The following is a 24,223-nucleotide window of genomic DNA, read 5'->3' as shown; positions in this document are numbered from 1 at the left end:
TGCTTGACAAGACTTAATTTTGCAATCCTCTTTCGGAATATAACCATCTAAAATTAAACCAATGTCCTTCCAACCTGTATTTGCACTTTTCTGGGAAAATGTAAAAGAAAGCATCCAAAATGGCACTTACGCCAAACTAACACTTGCCAAAACCATTGGTGACACCGAACTGAAAAATATCTACGTTCGTCCCGTTTTGTCAGAAAGTGACGTGTTCAGCCTTTCCGTTACGGCGCGTTATAAAACCGAAGAAATAGAAAGTTTTCATACTCTTGACGAAACTTTTATGGTATTAGCGCCTTTTATGAACAATCCATTTTTAACTGCCTTACTGTTTACAACGGAGAACGACATCACTTTTAAACTCAATAAAAAAAGAGTAGGAACTATTATTGAGCAAGCGCCCACTTTTAAGAATGCTTCGGATGTGATTTTGGAAATGAAAGCAAAAGGGATTTCGATTTAAGATTTTTGATTAATCCCGATAACTATCGGGACTGATTTTTGATTTAAAAAACCAGCAATCCAAAAAATATCTGAAATTTAAAAATAGTGGTTAGGGACCAGAATTTAGTAATCAGTTCATGGCTTGGGTGTAAGGCAAGACTGAAATCGATCTTTTTTAATTAAAGTTGCAGTATTTGGACGTCAACAAACTGAATACTAAAACTGAACACTGTTTACTTACTTCTCCCCTTCCCATTCCGCATAAAACTGCGCTAGAAATCCTTCCATATACTGGTGTCTTTCTTGTGCAATTTGTTTTCCCGCCTCGGTATTCATCTTATCTTTCAAAAGCAATAATTTTTCGTAAAAATGATTGAGCGTTGGAGAATCGTTCTTCTTGTATTCTTCCTTGGTCATGTTGAAATTTGGAGCAATTTTAGGGTCGTAGATCGCTCTGTTTTTAAATCCGCCATAATTGAATGTTCTGGCAATTCCAATGGCGCCAATCGCATCTAATCGGTCCGCATCCTGAACCACATCTAGTTCTATGGAGGAGAATTTCTTTTCGAAATTACCGCCTTTGTATGAGATGTTTTCAATGATCTTGACCACATGTACAATGGTATCTGCGTCAACATTTTCTGATTCTAAAAATGATCTCGCTAGTTTTGGCCCTACAGTTTCGTCACCGTCATGAAACTTACTATCGGCAATATCATGCAGCAAAGCACCCAATTGAACCACCGTGGGATCACAAGCTTCTTTTCTAGCAATCAAAACGGAATTTTTAAACACTCTTTCAATATGAAACCAATCGTGTCCGCCTTCGGCATTTTTTAGTTTTTCCTTTACAAAAAGAATCGTTTTTCGAATTAAATCTGCATTTATCATTCTTTATATACTTTTAAAAAAAAGTTGAATTTCAAAGTTCTGTAACTTCAAAATTCAACTTTTTTATTCTTTATTTTTGCATTCAAAAAGCTATCGTACTAAAGCGGGTTCTACCCATTTGAAAATATGGGATTCTTTCGGAATGACCAATCGCTCAGAAATTCGTGCCATTCTTCCGGGTAATTTCATCAAATAATCCCGGGCTTTTTCTGCTTCATCAGTTAAGCCTGTAATTTTATCAATTTCCCATTTGTCAATTAATTTTTGCATAATGTCTACATAATCCGCTGCAGTGTACACCCCGATTCGTTGTGCCGAATCCGAAAACTGTTCGAAAGCAGTACTTATTTTTTCACCGGATTCTCTTAAGAAATGTGCTGGCATAACGATTTTTGCTTTCATCATATATTGAAACGCAAGCATCATTTCGCTAGGATCCACCTGAAAAATACGAGTTACAAACTCACTGTAAGCATGATGGTGGCGCATCTCATCACCCGCAATCATTTTGCACATTTTAGACAATTTGTTATCCCCATATTTCTTAGCCATTTGCGCTACTCGGTTATGGGAAACATAGGTTGCCAACTCTTGAAAACTAGTATAAACAAAGTTTTTATAAGGGTCTCTTCCGGTTCCTATGTCAAAACCATCGTTGATGAGGTGTTGGGTAGTCATTTCTACTTCACGCATATTCACGCGACCTGATAAATACAGATATTTGTTGAGCATGTCGCCATGACGATTTTCCTCTCCAGTCCATTGTCGGATCCATTTGGACCAACCGTTTCGCTCTACATTATCTATTCCGTCTACGTCCATTAACCAAGATTCGTAGGTCGGTAAGGCTTCTTCAGTAATCGTGTCACCTACTAAAGTTACCCAAAAATCATAGGGTAATTCTTTTGCAATTTCACGCAATTCTTTGACCTCATCAAAAAAAGTATCACTTTGAGAATTAGGCAAAAAATCCGTTGGTTGCCATATTTTTTCTACTGGTATCAGATACTGATCGACAAAGCTATCTACGTTTTTTTCCAAAAACTGCATTACTTCTAATCGAATGTTTTTTATTGACATTATATATAAATTAAATTTTTATTCCTTGAACAACTGCTTTTTCTGTTTTTTCGATCAAATCAGAAAAATTATAATCTTTAACCGCTAATGGCTTATGAACTACAAAGGTAAGGCGATTTCCTAAACCTAAAGGGAAAAACCCATATTTAACAATTATCCAAGAATTGTTTATGCTTATCGGAACTACATAAGCTGAAGGCGCGTATTTGCATAAAATTTTGAATCCGCTTTGCGCAAATTCCTTTGGCTTCCCAGTCTTGCTTCGTGTTCCTTCCGGAAAAATAACTGCGCAACGATTGTGTTTTTCAATATATTCAGACAAATTTTTGATCGCAGGAATGGCTTGCTTGGGATCTCTACGATCAATAAGAGCAGAACCACCATGTCGTAAATTAAACGACACACTGGGAATCCCACTTCCCAATTCTTTTTTACTGACAAATTTACAATGAAATCGGCGAAAAAACCAAATCATAGCAATAATATCGTACATACTTTGATGATTGGACACGAAAATTAACGGAACATTTTTTGGGATGCTTTCCACATTTTCAAACCGGTACGATGTTCCTAACAGTCTTGTGCACAAAATCAGAGAAAAATTTAAATAATCGACACTTATTTTATGGGCTTGATACCCAAAAACGTGAAAGCAAACCCATTGAATTGGGTGAAAAATAACCAAGGTAAGACCAAAACATAAATAATAGATTACGGATATGGGATACGAAATTAGTTTTTCCATGCTTTAAAAATTTGCCGTAAAAGTAAGAAATATATTTTTAGCCCGATTTTAAATCCCAAACAATATATGGACTCAACCTTTAATCGTAACTTTGCCAGTCAAAATCCATGTCCTTTTTTCTATTAAAATGAATTTTACTTACTCAAAAAACGAAAAACTAAAAAGCAAGACCACTATTGGATTATTGTTTACCGAAGGGAAATCAGTATCAAAATATCCGTTGCGATTGGTGTATAAAGCCAGCTCTTTTGGCGATCCCGAATCCCGAAACTTCGGGACGGGAGAAAAAATAAAAATGGGAGTTTCGGTTTCCAAAAAGAATTTCAAGAAAGCCGTAGACCGCAATTATTTCAAACGCGTCCTGCGCGAAACCTACCGGCTGAACAAACACCTTTTGATTGACCATCTGGACCAACCCTATTCCTTTATGTTTTTTTATCAAACTAAAGACAGATTGACGTACGCCGAAATTAATGCCAAAACCATTCAATTGTTTGAGAAATTTGTTGCTCAAAACATTAAAAAACCAGTATCCGAAAGCGATTCTATTTCTGAAATATAAACAATTCACCTATCCCAATTAAACAAAATCACCTTTAGATTCAGTCCTGCATCATTATTTCGTGATTTATTGTTATTTTAGTGGTCTCAAATTTAGTTAATTAAACCTATGAGCTTCCTCAAAAAAAAATTCTTAATTCCCCTTGTCGCTTCGGTATTTCTGTTTATTGGAACCAGCTTCAAAGATGATTTTTTTGAAATCGCCAAGCAAATCGAGATATTCACGACCCTTTTCAAGGAATTAAACCGAAATTATGTCGATGAAACGAATCCTGGAGAATTAATGGACAAGGCCATCAAAGGAATGCTGGTTAATTTAGACCCATACACCGTATATTTCAACGAGCAGGATGTAGTGCGATTCAAGATAAACAACACTGGAGAATATACCGGAATAGGCGCTTTACTGACTCGAAAAGAAGATAAATTGATCGTTAAAGAGCCCTATAAAAATTTTCCCGCCGACAAAGCTGGCCTGAAAGCCGGTGACGAAATTATTCAAGTGGGCGATGTCCTTTTGTCTGATTTTAAAGACGAGGCCTCTCAGCTTTTCAAAGGTACCAAAAACACCAAAATAGACCTCAAATACATCCGACAAGGAAAAGTACAAAGTACCCAGATTATCCTGGACGAAGTCGAAATCAAATCGGTGCCCTTTTTTGCAAAAATAGACGACAAGACCGGCTATATCGTATTATCGCATTTTAATAAAAAAGCGTCCTTGGAAACCAAAGAAGCCTTAGAACAACTCAAAAAAGAAGGTGCCGAACGCATTATACTGGATGTCCGAGACAATCCGGGCGGACTCTTGAATGAAGCCGTGAATATTTGTAATTTATTTGTTCCAAAAAACGAAATTATTGTTACTACAAAATCAAAAATAGAGCAACACAACAGCACATATAAAACAACCAAAGACCCTGTAGATACTGACATTCCTTTGATAATACTTGTTAACGGTCACAGCGCTTCAGCATCCGAAATCGTGGCTGGCGCACTTCAAGATTTAGATCGTGCTGTAGTGGTGGGTAGCCGCAGTTTTGGGAAAGGACTCGTGCAAAGACCGGTAGATTTAACGTATGGTACACAACTAAAAGTAACCATTTCCCGTTATTACACGCCATCCGGAAGATGCATTCAAGCTTTAGATTATTCACGAAAAAACAAAAACGGAATGGTTCTAAAAACAGAGGAGAAAAACTATAATGCCTTTAAAACCAGAAAAGGCAGAACCGTTTATGACGGCGGAGGAATTCAGCCGGATGTAGAACTGGAAGAAACTAAATTAAGTCCGATAGCAAATGCTTTGCTTCACAACGACGGGATTTTTAACTATGCCACGACGTATTATTATAAAAATCCAAATTTAGGAAATCGCATTCCTGTTATTTCTGATGTGGAGTATTTAGAGTTCAAACAGTTCCTAAAAACACAAAAATTCTCCTTTGACACGGAAACGGAATTGGCCTTGAAAAACACTTTGGCTATGGCCAAAAAAGAAAAACTAGAGGAATCTATTCTGGTAGAATATCAACAATTAAGTGTTGCGCTTCAAAAAAGCGAAAATGCCTTATTGGACAAAAACCAAAAAGAAATCAAAAACCTGATGGTCGATGAAATCATTAAACGCTATCAATATCAGGAAGGGCTGTATCAGTATTACATCAAAAATAATTCTGAAATCAAACGGGCCATTACTATTTTGAATTCCAATATGGAGTATCAGTCTATCTTAAAATGAAAAAATCGTTCTCCATAGTGCTATTACTTTTTTCGAGCTACGTATCAGCTCAGTGGCAACCTATAGAAACGGTTTATTTTGAATTTGACAAATTCACACTTTATAACGACCAAATACAAACGATAGTCGATTTTATAAAAAACACAGATACCTCAAAAGTAGAATCGATACAAATTTATGGGTATTGTGATGACCGGGGTGCTAACGATTATAATTATGAATTATCAAAAAACAGAGTAATTACGGTACAAAATATACTTATCCAAAATGGTTTCAGTAAAAACAAAATTGTCATTATTGAAGGCAAAGGCCGCGTGATTCTGAAAAAAGATATGATAGAAAACCTATCCGAAACCCGTTCTAAAAACAGGCGAGTCGACTTGTTTCTTGTCAAGAAAAACAGTTTTGGAAACGGCATTTACAATTCGTTTCAGAAGAAGCATAAAGTAGGCGACCGTATTTATCTGGAAAATATCCTTTTTCCACTTGGCAGCAGCACATTAACGGAGAAATCTAAGAAAGAATTAGACAAGATTGTGGTTCTTTTGCAGCAACAAAAAACGTTGGAATTCGAAATCAGAGGCCACGTTTGTTGCACGCCCAGTTATTACCTGGATGCCATAGATAAGGGAACCCGAGAACGCAAGCTTTCCTTGAACCGTGCAAAAAACGTCTATAAATACTTGATAAATAAAGGCGTAAACAGCCTTAGGATGCATTATATAGGAAACGGAAACAAATTTCCCTTAGGTCAAGGAGAAGCATTAGACCGCAGAGTTGAGTTTCTGATTCTAAAAATTTAGTTCCCCACTTTTCATCTCAATATGCGGAATATCGTCTTCGAGATACATTTCACTGGTTTGCACAAAACCATGACTCTCATAGAATTTCTTTAGGTACAATTGCGCTCCAATAGTGATGTGGCTTTCGCCAAAATGATGCGCTATTCCTGCAATAGATTCCCGCATTAAGTCATGACCCCATTTTCTGTCGCGGTAATTTGAATCAACTGTTACTCGGCCAATTGAGGCATTGTCAAAACTGATTCCTGGTTTGAAAAGTCTGGAATGCGCTACAATTTTACCTTCAAATTCCCCAATAAGATGCAGAGCTAGTTTGTCCTTTCCATCTAGATCGAGATATACACAGTTTTGCTCCACCACGAAAATCTCGCTTCTCAATCTCAGCAGATCGTATAACTCATCCACAGAAAGTTCCTTAAACGACTTTATACTCCATTTTAACATTTTATTTTTTTTAGTTTTTATTAGACTGCAAATAAAAGAAAATAAAACTATTTTTTCAAAACCTCAACTGATTTTATGATGGCTTCTAACTCATGCATTAAGTCTCTTTTTTCTTTGGAGGGCGCATAACAAAAGCCTTCCAAAACTAAAATCCTGTTGTGCTCTGTATCCAGAATAGCATAATTAATAAAAGGGCCTGACATAAAATCGTTTTTCAATTCCCAAGTTCCTTTTGTTTCATACGTTTCCTTTCCGTCCAGACTGATCTTAAAAAAATAAGGCGAATAGCTTTCTCCGGTAATCATTGCAGTATTATTCTCTTTTCCGCTGATGTAAAGATTGCCAATAGAATCCCTCATTTTAATAATATTCGTGATCAGATCTGTATCCTTTTTAGTGATGACATTTATAGGAACTTGATAAATCAACAAACTCGTGTTGCCGCTTATAATTTCATTTTTTAACCATATAAAAAGCGGTTTATGAAGGACGTATTGATATGAAGAAGGAATATTAATCGAAATTTGAAATTTATTCTTGATGATTTTTGGATTAAGAATAGACTGTTTTATAATGCGTTGGTTTTCGGAAATTTCAGTTTCCTTAATAATTTCAATTATTTTTGGCGAATTTTTCGCTATTATTTCTAGAATATCTACACTTGTTTTTCCGGAAATATGAAACACATTTTGGGGTGATGCGTATTGATTTTTTTTAATTTCAAATTTATTTTGCTCTTCTTTTTTGACTACGATAATCGTACGGCTGTCCGTCATAAATCCTTCTAAAATTTTAGTAGGATATTGATTTATCGTAAAAAGAGGTTCCTCCTCAGGCAATCCTATAACGGCGGAGGCAAATTTATTTCGAATACTGTCGCCAATCTCACCATTCCACAACTGGTCGTCTATGATAACTGAAATAGTATTAATTTTTCCTGTTGTAGCACGCGGTTGGGGATCCTTTTTTTGGTTGCAAGAACCCAGCAAAATGGCAGTAAGAAGCAATAAAAGAAGGGCTTTATTCATTGTATTTCAATTATAAAATAAAACCCAAATTTAGATAAGATTATTCTATTATCCGTTAATTTTAAGTTTCATTCCTGGTTTGAGTACTTCCCCGCGAATACCGTTCCATTTTTTCAGGTCAGAAATGGTTACGCCTGGATATTTTTTTGATATACTATACAACGAATCCCCTTTTTTTACATAGTAATCAACGGTTTCTTTCTGGGATAATCCGGAACCATTTATTTTTTTATTAAAGTAACTTATCGTTGCTTTATTTGTATTTATTACAGGTTCCTCTTTGGCGACAATCAAAGAACTCCCTAAAATAATTGTCTGCCCGGAAATTTTATTCCATTGTTTCAGAGTAGACGGAGAGGTGCCAAATTTCTTAGCAATGCGCTCTAAATTATCTCCTTTTTGAACTATATAATACGCCTTGCTTTCAGTAGATGCTACAGCTGCGTTTGCCTCTAATGAGGCGGCAACTTGCTTCTCAGAAAGGGCTTGTATTGGATCTGAATTCTTTATTACTTCATTAGAAACAACCGCTTCGTTGCTACTAATTTTTAGGTTTTTACCATACGCGATAACATTGCTGCTTAGCGCATTCCATTGTCTTAAATCAGCAATGCTAACATTGTATTTACTGGCAATAGCTCCCAGATTATCTCCTTTTTTTACCTTGTAATACTGGGTTGTCTGGGATTGCGCTATTCTTTGATTGCCAGTATCTTCACGTTCTTTTTTGGGTGTTGTTTTTGTGGCAAAATAGGGCTTCTCTCGTTTGCTGGATTCGTATTCTGTATAGGCATAAATCGGACCTTCATTAGAGGCAAAAACAGCAATTTTTTCTTGTGGCAATCTCAAATAATGATTTTGATCATGATAAAAAGGAATTATATCAAGCTTGTAGGAGGGATTTAAAACCTGCAATTGAACTACTGGAACATCAAGTAAATCTGATATTTGCTTGAATGTAATTTGCTTCTTGATCAGGATAGTATCCGTAGTAAAATGCTTTATGGTAGCCCGCTGGGGCACGATTCCGTGTTCCTTATGGTATTCATAAAGATACATGGTTGCTAAGAAAGCAGGTACATATCCTTGGGTTTCTCTGGGAAGATTTTTCCTGATATTCCAATAATTTTGCTGACCACCGGAACGTCTGATAGCTTTGGAAACATTTCCCGGACCAGAGTTATAAGAGGCCAAAACCAAATCCCAATCTCCAAATATTTTGTACATATTGGTCATATATTGCGCTGCTGCCTCGGTAGCTTTTAAGGGATCGCTGCGTTCATCCACATACGAATCAATTTTCAACCCATATTGTTTTCCGGTTTGATACATAAATTGCCACAGTCCAGTTGCTCCCATTTTTGAAACTGCTTTTGGATTTAAAGCAGATTCCACAACGGCTAAATATTTTATCTCCAAGGGAATATTTTGTTTGGCCAAAGCCTCCTCAAACATGGGGAAATAATATTCCGAAGTGGCCATTAATCGTTCAAAAGATTTTTTTCGGTATTTTAAAAATGATTTAATAATGTTTTCCAGACCTTGATTGTACGCAATATTAAACGGCGATTTTGCATTCATTGCCGCCAATCTTTCTTTCAGCAGTGCTGTTGGTAACTCATAATCTACTTTTTCATCTATATTTATATTTTCGATGTCTTCTGTAAGATCATTATATAAATCTAAGTTGGTCATTTCATTCATCCATAAACTGTCTACACAAGATGCCAGATCATATTCAACAAAGGAATTCTTAATGGAATCTAAATAGGATAATTTTGCATCAATTTTTTCAAATGCTTTGTTTTCAGTTGCTTTCTGCGAAAATAAATGAATTGATAGCAACAGAAAAAACGATAATGTGGTATTTTTTATAGTCATATTTAAAAGATCAAAGACCTATAATCCAAATGATTAGAAGTCTTATTTTTACAAACTTAAGAGGTTAAAACTAAAATTTTCTTTAAATATTGTTAAAAATATAATTTTTCAGTCCTTGGCACTGAATTTCTAATCGTTTGTGGGTAAAATTACTTTAAAGATCCAATTGTGAAACTTAAAAAAAACCTCAGCGATACATAAGGTATCGCTAAGGTTTTTATACATGTGATAAAACAGCTGTTTGATTTGAATGCTATTTAGATATCAAACGGCTTTTATTTTAATTTTACTGCATTTATTAGTCTAAAATAGCTGCAATTCCGGGTAACACTCTGCCTTCGAGCATTTCCAGCATTGCTCCTCCGCCTGTAGAAACATAACTCACTTTATCTTCCAGCCCAAATTGTTTTACAGCTGCCACTGAATCCCCTCCACCTACAAGAGAGAATGCTCCGTTTGCAGTAGATTCTGCAATAAAGTTGCCCAATGTAATTGTTCCGTTAGCAAAATTTTCCATTTCAAAAACACCCAATGGACCGTTCCAAAGAATCGTTTTAGAATCCATGATTACTTTTTTGAAGTTTTCCAATGATTTTGGTCCAGCATCCAATCCTTGCCACCCGTCAGGAATTGCTTTGACATCCACAATTTGGGTTTGAGCATCATTTGAAAAAGCATTTGCCGCTACAACATCAACCGGAATATGGATTTGAACTCCTTTTTCTTTGGCTAATCTCAAGATTTCCAAAGCCAATTCTTGTTTGTCATCTTCACAAATTGAATCTCCAATTTTACCGCCTAATGCTTTCACAAAAGTAAAAGTCATTCCGCCACCAATAATCATGTGGTCTACTTTATCCAGAATATTCTCGATTACGGTAATTTTAGAAGATACTTTTGATCCACCAAGGACTGCTGTTACTGGTTTTTCGCTGTTTTTTAAAACTTTGTTCAAGCTTTCTATTTCTTTGGCCAATAATAATCCAAAACATTTTTCGCTTGGAAAAAACTGCGCAATAATTGTAGTCGATGCGTGCGCTCTATGCGCTGTACCAAAAGCGTCGTTTACAAAAATATCACCAAGTGACGCCAGTTCTTTTGCAAAAGCAACATCACCCGCTTCTTCTTCGCTGTGAAAACGTAAATTTTCTAACAATAAAACTTCTCCAGCCTGCAATTTTTCAGCTGCAGCTTTCGCCTCTGAACCAATACAGTTTGAAGCGAACTGAACCGAAACTCCAAGAATTTCAGCAGTTGTTTTCAAAATGTGTTTCAAAGAGTATTTTTCTTCCACTCCTTTTGGCCGACCTAAATGCGACATCAAAATCACGCTTCCGCCTTGCGCAAGAATCGCGTCAATAGTAGGTTTTGCAGCTTCAATACGCGTGGCATCCGTTACATTGAACTTTTCGTCCAAAGGCACATTAAAATCAACCCGAATTATGGCTTTTTTATTTGCAAAATTGAAATCACTTATGGTTTTCATCAGTCTGTTTTTTAGTTTATTTTTTTTGAAAGAGTAACAAATATAGAACTTTTAAATTATTAATAAATTAGAGAAAATCATATAAAATCAATTTTTAGCAACGAAATCGATGTAAATTAATAAATAATGCTTTTATTTATCAATTTATCTAGATATTATTTTAGATAAAGGCCTGTTAAATTTTAAAAATAAAACATAAATTGGCACTTCTATAAACTAGCTTCTGCTGAAACTTTGCCTGCTAAAATTTTAGACTACACCATTTTCTGCTATCTTTGCTTCATGCAATTTTCAGAAATTTTAGGACAAGAACACATCAAAAGTCATTTGACAAAAAGTGCTGATTTGGGCAGAATTCCCCACGCACAACTGTTCGTAGGTCCGGAAGGCAGTGGCACTTTACCCATGGCGATTGCGTATGCACAATACATCATTTGCAGCAATCAAAACGGAGAGAATTCCGGTTCAAATGAAGCGTGCAACCTGAAATTTCAGAAAACTTCCCATCCTGATTTGCATTTTATTTACCCGACTGTCAGTACTGAAGAAGTAAAAACAAAACCCAAAAGCATTGATTTCATAACGGAATGGCGACAGTTTATAGAACAAAATCCGTACGGAAGTTTGTTTGATTGGTACCAAATGCTAGGTGTTAAAAACAAGCAAGGAGAAATTAGGGTCGATGATGCGCAGGAAATCTTGAAATCGCTGGCTTTAAAATCTTATGAAGGCGGATACAAAATAATGATTATTTGGATGGCTGATAAATTGAATATCGCTGCTTCTAATAAATTACTGAAATTATTGGAAGAACCTACAGACAGAACGGTTTTTATCCTGATTTCAGAAAATGAAGAAGATATTATTCAAACGATTCGTTCCCGTTGCCAAGTACTACATTTTAATGGTTTGAGTGAAACTGTCATTGCGGAGGCTTTGGTTTCAAAAGAAAATACGGATTCTAAAATAGCTTTAAAAATAGCGCATCAAGCACAAGGAAATTTCAATAAAGCATTGCAATTAATACAACCGGACAGCGAATCAGTTTTTTTTGAAAAATGGTTTGTCGATTGGGTTCGTGCGGCTTTTAGAGCAAAAGGAAACGCCGCTGCCATTCAGGATTTGATCCAGTGGAGCGAGCAAATTGCTGGTTTGGGAAGAGAAACCCAAAAAAAGTTTTTACATTTTTGTATTGATATGTTTCGTCAGGCCTTGTTGCTCAATTACCAAACGCCAAGTTTAGTCTACATGGAACCACAAGTGGAAAAATTCAAACTGGAGAATTTTGCACCTTTTGTAAATGGCAACAACATAAATGATATTTTTAAAGAACTTTCAGAGGCAATGTATCACATTGAACGCAACGGAAACGCTAAAATTATTTTAACCGATTTATCAATAAAACTTACTCGTTTAATTCACAAAAAATAAAAAAATGAACAATATTACTTCTATTTTAATTTTAATTTTCCTGGCCATCACTTTCCTACAGTCCGGATACGACAAATTGTTTTATTGGAAAGATAATGTCGAATGGTTAAAAGGTCATTTCGCTAAAACACCATTAAAAAACCATGTACCTTTAGCACTACTAAATATCTTGATTTTAGAATTAATTTCCGGTATTTTATGTGTGGTGGGTTGCATCGAATTATTCGTAAACAACGGAAGGATTTTTGGTTTTTACGGAGCCGTTTTCTCTTGTATCACGTTGTTGATGTTGCTTTTCGGACAGCGATTGGCCAAAGATTATGATGGAGCCAGAACGATTGTCATTTATTTTATCCCTGCAATATTGGCTGTTTATTGGTTAAACTAGACTTTACAACTTATTATTTTGAACAACTCCTTTTTAAATAAAAAAATGACACCAAAACACCCTTCAGAATCCCTGACGATATTAACTGATTTGGTTTTACCAAGCGAGACCAATCCTTTGAACAATCTTTTTGGTGGCGAATTATTAGCCCGTATGGATCGCGCAGCAAGTATAGCGGCACGCAGACATTCCCGAAGAATTGTAGTTACAGCATCCGTAAATCACGTTGCATTCAACAGAGCCATTCCGTTGGGAAGTGTCGTTACTGTTGAAGCTAAAGTTTCCAGAGCTTTCAAAAGTTCAATGGAAATATTCATTGACATTTGGGTTGAAGACAGAGAATCCGGTAATAAAACCAAAGCCAATGAAGCGATCTACACTTTTGTGGCAGTAGACGATACGGGAAGACCCGTTGAAGTACCCCAAATTGTTCCGGAAACCGAAATAGAAAAACAACGTTTTGAAGCTGCATTGCGACGCAAACAGCTGAGTTTAGTTTTAGCCGGAAAAATGAACCCCCATGATGCAACCGAATTAAAAGCGTTGTTCGTGTAAGAAGCAAAATACAACTGACTATTTTTAATTGATAAATAGATTTAAAATATTCTTGAAAGAGAAAATTTTAAATCAAAAAAGAAGTATTTTTACAAAACATATATTCAATATACAAATGAAATTATGGGATAAGTAATCATCCTGTCAGTTTCTTACAGTTATAAACCAATACAAATAGATGAAAGAAAAGGTAAAAGAGAAGATGAGTTCAGAGAAAGAATCTAAATTAAAAGCGCTACAACTTACGCTTGATAAATTAGACAAAACCTACGGAAAAGGGACAGTAATGAAAATGGGCGACAAAGCCATTGAAGAAGTAGAAACTATTTCTTCCGGGTCTTTAGGAATCGATTTGGCATTAGGAGTTGGAGGCTATCCAAGAGGTAGAATTATTGAAATATACGGTCCGGAATCTTCTGGAAAAACCACATTGACGCTTCATGCTATTGCTGAAGCTCAAAAAGCAGGTGGAATTGCAGCTTTTATTGATGCAGAACATGCTTTCGACAGAAACTATGCGGAGAAATTAGGCGTAGATATTGAAAACTTAATCATATCACAACCTGATAATGGAGAACAAGCGTTAGAAATTGCGGAGAACTTGATTCGTTCCGGAGCAATTGACATTGTTGTCATTGACTCGGTTGCAGCTTTGACTCCAAAAAGTGAAATTGAAGGCGAAATGGGAGATTCTAAAATGGGATTACACGCCCGTTTAATGTCTCAAGCATTGCGTAAATTAACGGGAACCATCAGTAAAACAAACTGTACAGTTTTCTTTATTAATCAATTGAGAGAGAAAATTGGTGTGATGTTTGGAAATCCAGAAACGACAACGGGAGGAAATGCATTGAAGTTTTATGCTTCGATTCGTTTGGATATTCGTCGTTCTACTCAAATTAAAGATGGAGATAACGTCCTTGGGAACAGAACCAAAGTAAAAGTGGTGAAAAACAAAGTCGCTCCGCCATTTAAAATCGCGGAATTTGACATCATGTATGGGGAAGGAATTTCAAAAACAGGAGAGATTCTTGATCTTGCTGTTGAGTTTGAAATCATCAAAAAAGCAGGATCTTGGTTCAGTTACGGTGAAACTAAATTAGGACAAGGTCGGGATGCTGTTAAGTCTTTGATTAAAGACAATCCGGAATTAGCGGATGAATTAGAAGAAAAGATTAAAGCCAGAATAAAAGAATTGGCAGAAGCATAAAAAGTAAAACCCGTCTCGTACCTAAAAAACGAGACGGATTTTTTTATTTTTACACGCAACCTTTTGTTGAAATTTTGATCTTTTGCAAAACAGCTTAGAATTCAATTAAGAAACTGAATTGTATAAATTTAAAAAATTAAGAAATGAAAAAAATTGTGCTTTTTATTCTGTTCATTACAACCTTGACCGGATGTTCCATTGATAATGATAATCAAGATTCTTATAGCTTTGAAGTGCTGCCTATAGATAGCTATACATTACCTGAAAAATTCATATTGGGAAATACCTATGAGATAAAATTAAAATATACAAGACCAACCGAATGTCATTTATTTCAAGGGATTTATTATGACAAAAATTTGAATGTAAGAACCATAGGCATTCAAACGGCAGTGAATACTAGTCAAGTTTGTACGCAACAAATACCTTCACCATCAGAGGTTTCTTTTAATTTTTATGTAACCAATACCGGTTCTTATATTTTTAAATTTTATAAAGGAGAGAATGCTAATGGAGAAAATATCTTTGAAGAAGTAGAAGTTCCTGTCGTTATTAATTAATTCTTGAATAAAATTGTGCGCTTAGACCAATAAATTATTGACTGTAAAAAGCTATTAGGAGTTTACTTGATACATTCGAGTAGTTATCCGGATGCCGAAGAAAATTTACAGATTTGAAGCAAATCCATTTTAGCACTAATGTGAGTACCGGCTTTAAATACCGAATTGTAAAATCATTTCAGATTAATTTTGAACCTATGGTAAAGTATCAAATAAATACTTTTTCAAACAACTCTGGTGACTTTAAACCGCTATTTATTGAGTTGTATTCCGGGATCAGTTACAGTTTTTAAAATTTATTTAGAGTCGAAAGCAACTAATTGGTCGTAAATGATTTCGCGTACTTCTTCGCGAATTTGTTTCCTGTCTGCCCCTGTTTTTCCCAAAGTTTCCACATGAGAATGTATTTTTACCCGCATAAATCCTGGACTTCCTCCCCAAAAAGCATATGGAAATCTTTTTTTATTGTCTCCAAAAGTAATGGGAACAATGGGTATTTGATGCTCAATTGCCAATCGGAAAGCACCATCTTTGAAAGTGTCCAGCAAGACTGATTCATCACATGGAACGCCACCTTCTGGAAAAATACAGATACTCAGTCCTTGATTAATTCTTTTTTGAGCGCGATTAAAGACTTCCATTTTACTTTTTGAAGAATTTCTATCCACCAAAATACAGGTTCTTTTATAGAAAAAGCCAAACAACGGAATTTTTGAAAGTTCTTTTTTACCTACAAAAACAAACGGATTTCTTGTCAGGACAAGCATCAGCATAATATCAGCCATGGAGGTATGATTCGCAACAATCATGTAACTTTTTTGGCACTCCATTGCTTGTGTTCTATCTATTTTATAATGAAAACCCATGCCAAAAAGAATGAATTTTGCCCAAATACGAGCCATCTTAAAAAAATAAGGATACCCGTTTTCCGTCAAAATAGACAGCACCAGAAAAGGAAACATCACCAATATAGGAATGGTCATCAAAATATAAAACCATATACGCCATAGCGCCCAGAAAATAATTTTTAATGCTCTCATAAGTTCAAAAGTAAGAAATCGGATGTTATGATACTCAAAAAATATTCTTGCGTTTTTCAACATATAAGTATTATAAGTTCTAATTTACTGCTCAATTATAATATCTTCGTTTAACCATCAAGGTTTTATTGACTTAAATGTCTGATATGGTTAAAAGAAATTACTAACACGATTTAAAGTAACTTGATTTTTATAATTTGCAAATTTGCGGTAAAAAATAAAAAACTTTGCGAACTTTGCGGTAATAGTTAAAAATCATAATGGCAAAAATACTGACAGGCGTTCAAAGTACCGGAACACCGCATTTAGGAAACTTACTTGGTGCAATCATTCCCGCAATAGCACTATCAAATAAACCGGAAAACGAATCGTTTCTTTTCATTGCCGATTTGCATTCCATAACGCAAATAAAAAACGGCGAAACTTTAAGAACAAATACTTACAGTACTGCTGCAGCCTGGCTTGCCTGTGGTTTGAATGTAGATAAAGTCGTTTTCTACAGACAATCAGATGTGCCGCAAACAGCCGAATTGTCATGGTATTTGAGTTGTTTTTTCCCTTTTCAACGCTTGACATTAGCGCATTCTTTCAAAGACAAAGCGGATAGACTGGAAGATGTCAACGCTGGTTTATTTTCGTATCCAATGCTGATGGCGGCAGATATTTTATTATACGACGCCGAGTTTGTACCCGTAGGAAAAGACCAATTGCAGCACGTTGAAATCACGCGTGATGTAGCGTCCCGTTTCAACCACCAAATGGGAGAGACTTTTGTACTTCCCGTAGCAAAAATTCAGGAAGACAGCATGCTGATTCCCGGAACTAACGGCGGAAAAATGAGTAAATCAGCTAATAATATTATCAATATATTCTTGGATGATAAGTCCTTACGCAAACAAGTTATGAGCATTGAAACCGACAGCACGCCGCTGGAAGATCCTAAAAATCCGGATACGTGCAATGCGTTTGCCATTTATAAATTATTGGCAAATCAACAACAAATAGCCACAATGACTGCCAATTACTTAAATGGAAATTACGGTTACGGTCACGCCAAACAAGCGTTGTTTGAGTTGATTATAGAAACTTTCAAAACAGAAAGAGAAAAATACAAGTATTACATGAACAACCTTCCTGAAGTAGATGCTTTACTAAAAATTGGTGCTCAAAAAGCTTCGGCTGTTGCCAATGGAGTTTTGGCAAGAGTGAGAGAGAAATTAGGATTTGAGGTTTAAACAATCGATTTTTAAAACATATAAGTTTTTTTAAGTTTAATACTATTTTATTAAAGCTTTCATGACTTATATGTTAAAATCAAATCGCCTCAAACAATTTCCCCGGTAAAGGCCGTATCACGCCTTTCAATTCCATATTTAATAGCATTCCTGAGATTTTATAAATAGGAAAATCACAGCGCAAAGCAATAATATCCATTAGTTCTTTCCCTGTTTTAAGGAGGTAGTCGTATACTTTTTGTTCGTCTTCCTCTAAGCTTACAAACAATTGTTTTTGTATGGGTTTGGATTCCTTCTGAATGTCCCAATTCAAAATATAAACCAAATCAGCGGCACTAGTCAATACATTTGCTTTTTGAGTCTTTATGAGGTTGTTGCAGCCTTGGCTATACTTATCTGTAACACGTCCCGGAACCGCAAAAACATCACGATTGTAATCATTCGCCATGTTTGCAGTGATTAACGATCCGCCTCTATCGGCAGATTCAATTACAATCGTCGCTTCAGACATTCCTGCAACGATCCGGTTTCTTCGCACGAAATTTTCTTTATCCGGATTGGAGGAACTCCAAAACTCAGTCATAAAACCACCGTTTTGTTCGACTTTCGACACATATTTTTTATGGGTTTTCGGGTAAATTTGGTTTAAACCATGAGCAACAACACCAATGGTTTGTAGGTTATTTTCCATTGCCAATTGATGCGCCACAATATCGACACCGTAGGCAAAACCACTTACGATTATAGGATCGAGTGGAGCCAAATCTTCGATCAGTTTTCTACAAAATTCAGTACCGTACGAGGTAATTTGGCGCGTTCCTACAATGCTGATTATTCTTCTGTTTTTTAAATTGATATTTCCAGATGTGAATAATAAAAGTGGTCCGTCAATACAATGTTTCAACCGATCTGGATATTCTTCGTCCTGAAAATAAACCGCATTGATTTCATTTGCTTTTATAAACTCCAGTTCCTGAGTCGCTTTTTCGAAAACTGATTTATCTTTTAAATTTTTCAGCAAAACAGATCCTACTCCATCAATAGCAGCGAGTTGCGATGCTTTTGTATTAAAAACCGCTTCTGCTGTTCCAAAATGGGTAAGCAGTTTTTTGGCTATGATGTCGCCCACGCCCTCTATTCTTTGCAATGCCAATAAATAAAATAAATCCTGCTCTTTCATATGTAGATAATACTTGTTTTTTATTGGAATATGGAATACGCCAGTTTAAAAAAATCTTTATTTATGTTTGTATAACGATTAAACATGGCTATTTCATGCTAATTATTTGAGGGTGAAATGTATAAATTTTTATGCGGATTGTTAATAAAAATTGTAAATAAAATTTTGATACCTGTTTTCGTTGTATAACTTTGTGAGTATGAAAATCGAACTATACATCGCGCAGCTTTTATACCGTTATCAATGTGTAACCGTTCCGGGTTTCGGAGCTTTTTTGACCGAAATTCAATCGGCTAAACGGAACGAAAGCACGAACTCGTTTTCTCCTCCCAAAAAAATGATCGCTTTCAATGCTAATTTGAAAAACAATGATGGTTTATTAGCCAATCATATCGCTTTAGCAGAGAAAACGTCTTATGAATACGCCGTTAGTGCCATTCAATATGAAGTTTTTACTTGGAAAAAAACATTAGAAGAAAACGAACTTTTTTCTATCAAAAATGTAGGTGATCTTCATTTGAACGCGGATAAAAATATAGTTTTCACTCCATACGACCAAACGAATTACTTAACCAGCTCTTTTGGGTTGGCTCCCTTTGTTTCACCACTTGTAAAAAGAGCAATCTTCGAAAAAGAAGTAGAAGCAATTGAAGAAAAAGCAACCATCACTATGGTTCCTGAAACCAGAACAGCGAATCCATATTTAAAATACGCCGCTATTTTTGTGTTAGGATTAGGACTTGCGGGAAGTGTTGGTTATCCAATGTATCAAAATCAAATTGCCTCAGAAACGATTCTTGTAGAAACTGCCGTTCAAAAACAAGTTCAAAATAAAATTCAGCAAGCCACATTCTTCATCGAAAGTCCGGTTCCTGCTGTTACACTATCCGTAAAATCGACTATCGAAGCAAAAATGCCGTATCACATTATGGCCGGAGTGTACAGGGAAGAAAAAAATGCGGATAAAACACTGCGGATTTTAAATCGCTTAGGATATGATGCCAAGCGAATCGCTCCTAACCGAAACGGTTATTTTCCGGTTTTGTATGGCAGTTACGCCACATTTGCTGAAGCAGAAAAAGCAAAAAAAGAAATCAATGAAAAGCACAATCCAGAAGCTTGGATATTAATTCAGTCACTATAAAACAAAAACCCTATTCGTACCGAATAGGGTTTTTTAGTTTTAATACTTTCTTATTATTTAATTCAAACTCGCTTTGTACATTCTCGCTTCTTCCCAAGAAAATTTATGACCGTATTTCTCCATCAACGCATTCAGTGATTCTTCTTTATATCCTGCAAAAGCAGCTGCTAAATCCTGCATTTTATCCTCCGATAAAACCTCTGAAATTGAAACTGCTTTGGTTTGTATCAGCTTTACAAAATGGGTGTAAATCGTTTGTTTGGTCAGCACTCTGATAGTTGCAATATCCGCAATTGATTTCTTTTCGACCCACAATTCATAGGTTTCCTGCACCGTTGTTTTTTTAGGTACCGTTGTTTTTGCTTTTTTCGAAGTATAACGCTCTATGTCTTTATCATCGGCAATCAAGGTTATATTTAATTCCTTGAATTGATTTTGTATGGCTTCTGTCTTGCGGATGATGTAATTTTTTATTTCTGAAGAGGTCAATTTTTCTTTCGAAATGGCTTCTCCTGCCACAACGGTTTCTATCAATAATTTGGCCTTCATTAAGCGTAAAACGGCTTTGGTTTGCAATTCTTCTAGCACGATTAATTCATCATAAAACGTTTTTACTTTTTTGATGCGCTTTACTTCTTCAATTTTCCAAAGAATTTCAAAAACCAGCTCGTCCATTGGTTTTAGGAAATAACTGAAAGCGGCTTGAATGCGTTCCGATACGTGATTCAAATCGACCGTTTCCTGACCAAAAAGGGTATTCAACTGCGAAATGAATTTTTTGGATGGATCTAAAAGCTGTTCAATGATTTCTGTTTGCTTTTTGGCCCAAACAGCGTGTTTGGATTTCTCTGAAATTTCTGATTTTTCGTTATAACTGAATTTATGATTGCGCCATTCCTGAGCCAAATCGTTCCAATCAAAGGTGTTTGTCAGATAGTTATGGATGAAATTTTTGGTTTCAAAATGCAAGGCATTCTCTAAAAACGAATCCGAAGCTTTGTTTAATGAGTAATCCATGACATCCTGATCGTTTGAAATGCCATTCATACGCAACGGAGATAGCAAAATAAGCCCTTCTAGTGAGCGCAAACGAGATAATGCCACATAAGCCTGTCCGGGTAGAAAAACTTGCGAAACATCAAGTGCTGCTTTATCAAAGGTTAGTCCCTGGCTTTTATGCACCGTAATCGCCCATGCTAATTTGATGGGATAGTGCACAAAAGTTCCCAAAACCTCTTCATCAATTTCTTTAGTGGTTTCGTCTACTTTGTATCGAATGTTTTGCCATTCATATCTTTCAACTTCTATAGTTTTATTTTCTTCCGGAAAATGAACCAGAATTTCTTTACTCGAAAGGGATTTGATAACGCCCATTTTTCCGTTGAAATAGTGTTTATCAAAGGATAAATCATTTTTTACAAACATGATTTGCGCGCCCACTTTTAACTGCAATTGTTGTTCCACGGGAAATATCTTATCCGGAAAATCTCCGGTAATCTCCGGTTTATAAACCACCAGCTTTCCCTCCAGATCTTGTAAAGCCTGCGCGTTCATCGTATCGGCTTTGTTGTTGTGCGTGGTTAATGTGATGTATCCTTTATTTGCTTTTAAATCGAAATCGGGTTTTACATATTGGTTTAAGGTTTGAATGTCCTGCTGTGAAATCTCATTGTTGCGCAGGTTATTCAAAACCGAAATAAATGTATCGTCAGTCTGGCGAAAAATCTTGGACAATTCAATGTATAAAGGCGGATTTTGTTGCACGACGTGCGAATGAAAAAAGAATTTTCCTTTGTAATAGGTTTTCAGCGTACGCCATTCTTCGTCCCGAATGACCGGCGGCAACTGCAACAAATCACCAATATATAAGACTTGAACACCTCCAAAAGCAGTGTTGCGCTTGCGTACTGTTTGCATCATATAATCCATCGCATCCAGCAAATCCGCACGAAGCATACTGACTTCATCGATAATCAATAATTCCATATTGCGAATCACCGATTTCTTCAAACCACTCATTTTGAAATGCCTGCGCAAGGTAGCTTTGGTTTCAAATTTAGTACTTTCGGAAAATTGAGGTGATGAATTATCTGGAATAAATCCTCCAAACGGCAACTGAAACATGGAGTGAATCGTAACGCCTCCTGCATTTAACGCGGCAATTCCTGTTGGCGCCACCACAACGGTGTTTTTGTGCGTGGTTTGGATAATTTCCCGTAAAAGGGTGGTTTTTCCCGTTCCTGCTTTACCGGTCAGGAAAACGGATCGATGGGTTTGATTGATGAATCGTAAGGTATAAGCGGCGGCTTCTGAAATGGTTTGCATTAGGCGTGTATATATAAAGCTAAAGTATTGAAAATTAAAAACACTATTGGAATAATTGGAAAATATTTACGATTATAATTCGACTGTTTTTTAGCCCAGATAGCAGCGAAAATCCTCGAAATTTAGAAAAAACACTTGCTACACGAGAGATTACTTCACTATACTTTTATTTCAATTGGAGTTCAGTGAACTACGTTTATAGCGGATAACCGGGTATGGCTTCAAAAAAAAAGCCTTCAATCTAACTATAGACGAAGGCAATCTTTTGAATTAATAGTAAAAATTTATTTTTTAGCCGCTGCTGTTTCTTCCGTTTTTGCAGGAGCTTTATATTTATCGTTCAAGGCTTTGATAATTTCTTTTGTGATATCAAATTTATCTTCTGCGTATAAAATTGAGGCAGCGTCACCGGTTCCATAGATGTAGGCATATCCTTTTTCCTTACCGTAGGATTTAATAAATTTTTTCACACCACTCACCAGAGAATCCATTTCTTTTCCGCTTTCTTGCTGCAATTCCTGAGACAACGCTTGTTGTGCGTAGCTCAATTGTTGTTCTTTTTTTTGCAGTTCAGCTCCTTTTTGTTGTGCCCAAGCCTGCCCGTTAGCTTGTGCCTGAGCTTGGAAACCTGCTGCTTCTTGCTTGAATCGATTAATTTCAGCCTCTAGCTGTCTTCCTTTTTCTTCTGCTTTTGTCTTGTATTTTGCTTCAAGATCTTTGGCCTCTGTATATTCCTTCATTAATTCAGAAGTATCTACGTAAGCAGTTTTCACTTCCTTAACTTCTGCTGGTTTGTTACAAGCAACAATTGAAATTGATAATGCGATAATTACTAATGCTTTTTTACTCATGTTTTTAATATTTATTTTTTGGTATTGCGTTGCCAGTTCGCTAACGCTCGTGTCGTGAATCTTTGATTTCATTTTGATGAATTTCTAGTTTTGAGTATTGGTGACAAAAATATAAAAAAATAGATAGTATTGACATAAAGTTTGAAAAATGCTACTTTTTTATGATATAAGATTTTATTATTGTGATTCACAAATGCATAATCTATGACTATTAAAAACGAGCTTCATATCTTCTAAATAAACGAATTAGTTTAAAAATCCGATGATCACCTTCGATTTCATTAAAAAACACACTTAAACACACTTAAAATGATTTTTAGGTGTTTTTTAGGATGTAAATGTGTGAGGAATACTCAGAATTCTTCTTCGCTTCCCAATTTGATTGCAATCCAACAAAAAAGGCTTTTATATAATTCATTTTTCCGGTTTTGTATTTTTCCGAAAGCAAAGCAACATAAAACGAATCAAATTTCATGGGAAGCACTTGTACCAATTTCATTTCTTCTTTCTCGAAAAGCATTTTTATAGCCGTTTTAGAAAAATGCCAAAAATGAATTGGCACATCATAAGCGGCCCAAAACGTTCCGTAATGTTTTGCATCGAAGGATTTAAAATTTGGAACAGCAATAATTAAAGTTCCATTAGGTTTTAATAATCGTTTGAGTTCTTTGATTTGGTTTTCCAAATTAGGAACGTGCTCCAAAACATGCCACATCGAAATGACTTCAAAAGAATGATTGTCTAACTCACTGGTTTCGCCAACAAATGAAACGCCTTTATTTTTGGCAATTGCTTTTGCTTTTTCACTTGGCTCTACTCCTATGGCATGCCAACCGTTTTCTTTGGCAACATATAAAAAATCCCCTGTTCCGGCACCTATATCTAAAATACTCCCTTTGTTGGATTGCAATGAATTAATTAAATTCAATTTATTTTTAAGTGCAATAGTTTTTATAAAATGATATGCTTTTTCAAACAGAGATCGTTTGCTATCGGTGTGCGAAATATAATCCACGCTTTCGTAATACTTGCCTAAATTTTCTAAACTGGGTTGTGGAGACGTAATCAGCATATCTAATTTGGCGTCATGATACAAGTTAAAAACCTCCTGAGAAACAGAATAATCTTTAACGGTTAAAAAAGGCTGTTGGTTTGAAATGTTCATTAATTAATAGTCTTTTATATTTTTAATTTTAA

General features: G+C 35.7%; 23 protein-coding genes. 11 read left to right on the top strand and 12 right to left on the bottom strand.

Features of this window, described 5'->3' with window-relative positions:
• Positions 1-61: 61 nt before the first annotated feature.
• The gene (locus EKL98_RS01740; protein WP_126515314.1) at positions 62-466 is read left to right on the top strand and encodes a hypothetical protein; all 405 of its coding nucleotides are present in this window, start codon (positions 62-64) and stop codon (positions 464-466) included.
• 218 nt (positions 467-684) lie between these two features.
• Here the strand turns inward: EKL98_RS01740 and EKL98_RS01735 are convergent, their stop codons facing one another.
• The 3 genes from EKL98_RS01735 to EKL98_RS01725 all read right to left on the bottom strand — a co-directional run bounded on the left by EKL98_RS01735 (position 685) and on the right by EKL98_RS01725 (position 3,163).
• Positions 685-1,338, bottom strand: a complete 654-nt coding sequence (locus EKL98_RS01735) for an HD domain-containing protein (protein ID WP_126457731.1) — start codon at positions 1,336-1,338, stop codon at positions 685-687.
• 90 nt (positions 1,339-1,428) lie between these two features.
• Positions 1,429-2,418, bottom strand: a complete 990-nt coding sequence (locus tag EKL98_RS01730) for an acyl-ACP desaturase (protein ID WP_126457732.1) — start codon at positions 2,416-2,418, stop codon at positions 1,429-1,431.
• A gap of 10 nt (positions 2,419-2,428) precedes the next feature.
• The gene (locus EKL98_RS01725) at positions 2,429-3,163 is read right to left on the bottom strand and encodes a lysophospholipid acyltransferase family protein (RefSeq protein WP_126561380.1); all 735 of its coding nucleotides are present in this window, start codon (positions 3,161-3,163) and stop codon (positions 2,429-2,431) included.
• 127 nt (positions 3,164-3,290) lie between these two features.
• Here EKL98_RS01725 and rnpA point away from each other — a divergent pair, with 127 nt between their 5' ends.
• The 3 genes from rnpA to EKL98_RS01710 all read left to right on the top strand — a co-directional run bounded on the left by rnpA (position 3,291) and on the right by EKL98_RS01710 (position 6,268).
• Entirely contained in the window at positions 3,291-3,725 is a 435-nt protein-coding gene (gene rnpA / locus EKL98_RS01720; RefSeq protein ID WP_126561379.1) for a ribonuclease P protein component, read from the top strand.
• Between the two features lie 108 nt (positions 3,726-3,833).
• Entirely contained in the window at positions 3,834-5,465 is a 1,632-nt protein-coding gene (locus EKL98_RS01715) for a S41 family peptidase (RefSeq protein WP_126457735.1), read from the top strand.
• On the top strand, positions 5,462-6,268 hold the full coding sequence (locus tag EKL98_RS01710) for an OmpA family protein (RefSeq protein ID WP_126457736.1): 807 nt from the start codon (positions 5,462-5,464) through the stop codon (positions 6,266-6,268). The genes EKL98_RS01715 and EKL98_RS01710 overlap by 4 nt, the downstream gene beginning before the upstream one ends.
• Here EKL98_RS01710 and EKL98_RS01705 read toward each other — a convergent pair.
• The 4 genes from EKL98_RS01705 to EKL98_RS01690 form a co-directional block, all read right to left on the bottom strand.
• Positions 6,257-6,712, bottom strand: a complete 456-nt coding sequence (locus EKL98_RS01705) for a GNAT family N-acetyltransferase (RefSeq protein ID WP_126457737.1) — start codon at positions 6,710-6,712, stop codon at positions 6,257-6,259. The genes EKL98_RS01710 and EKL98_RS01705 overlap by 12 nt on opposite strands.
• Before the next feature lie 47 nt (positions 6,713-6,759).
• On the bottom strand, positions 6,760-7,740 hold the full coding sequence (locus EKL98_RS01700) for a DUF4837 family protein (RefSeq protein WP_126561378.1): 981 nt from the start codon (positions 7,738-7,740) through the stop codon (positions 6,760-6,762).
• Positions 7,741-7,788: 48 nt separating this feature from the next.
• On the bottom strand, positions 7,789-9,621 hold the full coding sequence (locus tag EKL98_RS01695) for a LysM peptidoglycan-binding domain-containing protein (RefSeq protein WP_126552805.1): 1,833 nt from the start codon (positions 9,619-9,621) through the stop codon (positions 7,789-7,791).
• A gap of 298 nt (positions 9,622-9,919) precedes the next feature.
• Complete coding sequence (locus tag EKL98_RS01690) at positions 9,920-11,107, bottom strand: phosphoglycerate kinase (protein ID WP_126561377.1); 1,188 nt, start codon at positions 11,105-11,107, stop codon at positions 9,920-9,922.
• A gap of 282 nt (positions 11,108-11,389) precedes the next feature.
• Between EKL98_RS01690 and EKL98_RS01685 the strand changes: the two genes are divergently transcribed.
• The 5 genes from EKL98_RS01685 (at position 11,390) to EKL98_RS01665 (ending at position 15,251) form a co-directional block, all read left to right on the top strand.
• On the top strand, positions 11,390-12,538 hold the full coding sequence (locus EKL98_RS01685) for a DNA polymerase III subunit (protein WP_126561376.1): 1,149 nt from the start codon (positions 11,390-11,392) through the stop codon (positions 12,536-12,538).
• 4 nt (positions 12,539-12,542) lie between these two features.
• Positions 12,543-12,926: a DoxX family membrane protein gene (locus EKL98_RS01680; RefSeq protein ID WP_126457742.1), complete on the top strand. Its 384-nt coding sequence runs from the start codon at positions 12,543-12,545 to the stop codon at positions 12,924-12,926.
• Positions 12,927-12,971: 45 nt separating this feature from the next.
• Positions 12,972-13,481, top strand: coding sequence for an acyl-CoA thioesterase (locus tag EKL98_RS01675; RefSeq protein WP_126452284.1), 510 nt, complete (start codon positions 12,972-12,974; stop codon positions 13,479-13,481).
• A 202-nt stretch (positions 13,482-13,683) separates the two neighbouring features.
• Complete coding sequence (recA, locus tag EKL98_RS01670; protein WP_126452335.1) at positions 13,684-14,691, top strand: recombinase RecA; 1,008 nt, start codon at positions 13,684-13,686, stop codon at positions 14,689-14,691.
• Positions 14,692-14,834: 143 nt separating this feature from the next.
• Complete coding sequence (locus tag EKL98_RS01665; protein ID WP_126457743.1) at positions 14,835-15,251, top strand: membrane lipoprotein lipid attachment site-containing protein; 417 nt, start codon at positions 14,835-14,837, stop codon at positions 15,249-15,251.
• A gap of 296 nt (positions 15,252-15,547) precedes the next feature.
• Here EKL98_RS01665 and EKL98_RS01660 read toward each other — a convergent pair whose 3' ends face one another.
• Positions 15,548-16,291, bottom strand: a complete 744-nt coding sequence (locus EKL98_RS01660; protein ID WP_126561375.1) for a lysophospholipid acyltransferase family protein — start codon at positions 16,289-16,291, stop codon at positions 15,548-15,550.
• A gap of 260 nt (positions 16,292-16,551) precedes the next feature.
• Here EKL98_RS01660 and trpS point away from each other — a divergent pair, with 260 nt between their 5' ends.
• Positions 16,552-17,526, top strand: coding sequence for a tryptophan--tRNA ligase (gene trpS, locus EKL98_RS01655; RefSeq protein WP_126561374.1), 975 nt, complete (start codon positions 16,552-16,554; stop codon positions 17,524-17,526).
• Between the two features lie 79 nt (positions 17,527-17,605).
• Here trpS and dprA read toward each other — a convergent pair whose 3' ends face one another.
• Positions 17,606-18,706 (bottom strand): DNA-processing protein DprA, encoded by a 1,101-nt coding sequence (dprA, locus tag EKL98_RS01650; protein ID WP_126457746.1) that lies wholly within the window; start codon positions 18,704-18,706, stop codon positions 17,606-17,608.
• Between the two features lie 199 nt (positions 18,707-18,905).
• Here dprA and EKL98_RS01645 point away from each other — a divergent pair, with 199 nt between their 5' ends.
• Entirely contained in the window at positions 18,906-19,850 is a 945-nt protein-coding gene (locus EKL98_RS01645) for an HU domain-containing protein (RefSeq protein WP_126457747.1), read from the top strand.
• Between the two features lie 57 nt (positions 19,851-19,907).
• Here EKL98_RS01645 and EKL98_RS01640 read toward each other — a convergent pair whose 3' ends face one another.
• The 3 genes from EKL98_RS01640 to EKL98_RS01630 all read right to left on the bottom strand — a co-directional run bounded on the left by EKL98_RS01640 (position 19,908) and on the right by EKL98_RS01630 (position 24,191).
• Positions 19,908-22,175: a helix-turn-helix domain-containing protein gene (locus EKL98_RS01640; protein ID WP_126561373.1), complete on the bottom strand. Its 2,268-nt coding sequence runs from the start codon at positions 22,173-22,175 to the stop codon at positions 19,908-19,910.
• A 284-nt stretch (positions 22,176-22,459) separates the two neighbouring features.
• Positions 22,460-23,026: an OmpH family outer membrane protein gene (locus EKL98_RS01635; RefSeq protein WP_126553165.1), complete on the bottom strand. Its 567-nt coding sequence runs from the start codon at positions 23,024-23,026 to the stop codon at positions 22,460-22,462.
• A gap of 316 nt (positions 23,027-23,342) precedes the next feature.
• On the bottom strand, positions 23,343-24,191 hold the full coding sequence (locus EKL98_RS01630; protein WP_126561372.1) for a class I SAM-dependent methyltransferase: 849 nt from the start codon (positions 24,189-24,191) through the stop codon (positions 23,343-23,345).
• Between the last annotated feature and the right edge of the window lie 32 nt (positions 24,192-24,223).

The organism is Flavobacterium bomense, from assembly GCF_003970355.1.
This window is presented reverse-complemented; position numbering and strand designations above follow the sequence as displayed.